Source organism: Vibrio sp. 10N.222.55.C6 (genome assembly GCF_041473395.1).
Lineage (GTDB): Bacteria > Pseudomonadota > Gammaproteobacteria > Enterobacterales > Vibrionaceae > Vibrio > Vibrio crassostreae_C.
The window spans coordinates 1-369 of record NZ_JBFRSD010001161.1 but is presented as its reverse complement, the minus strand read 5'-3'; the positions used below and the strand labels follow the sequence as shown (position 1 = coordinate 369).

1 protein-coding gene is annotated in these 369 nt (G+C 40.1%); it reads right to left on the bottom strand.

Annotation, left to right across the window (positions count from 1 at the left end; translation table 11 throughout):
* On the bottom strand, positions 1-369 hold a 369-nt coding region (locus AB4486_RS27990; protein ID WP_372120082.1), incomplete at both ends, for a hypothetical protein.

Sequence of the window (369 nt, the reverse complement as noted above, 5' to 3'; positions counted from 1 at the left end):
TGTCAAAATACTCTAAAACTGTATTGGTCAAATCATCAGCATCATCAACCACAACAGCATAATTGCTATCATCATCGTCAGGATCAGGAGAATGCGCGATAGGCGTTAGCTCATCTAGTGGTGCGTTGCCGATACCTATAGCAAAAGAAATATCATAGTTTGATGATTCTAAGTAGCTATTCCAACTGTTTTGAAGAGTTGAACCCACGCTAAACCCATTATTAGGCTCACCATCTGAAATAAAGTACACAAAACTCTGATCAGAAGTTGGTAAATCACCACTGTCCATTACTTTTTCTAGTGCATCGCTATATCGTGTTCCACCGTTAGCTTGCAAGGATTCAAGATACGTAACCACCTGAGCGACAT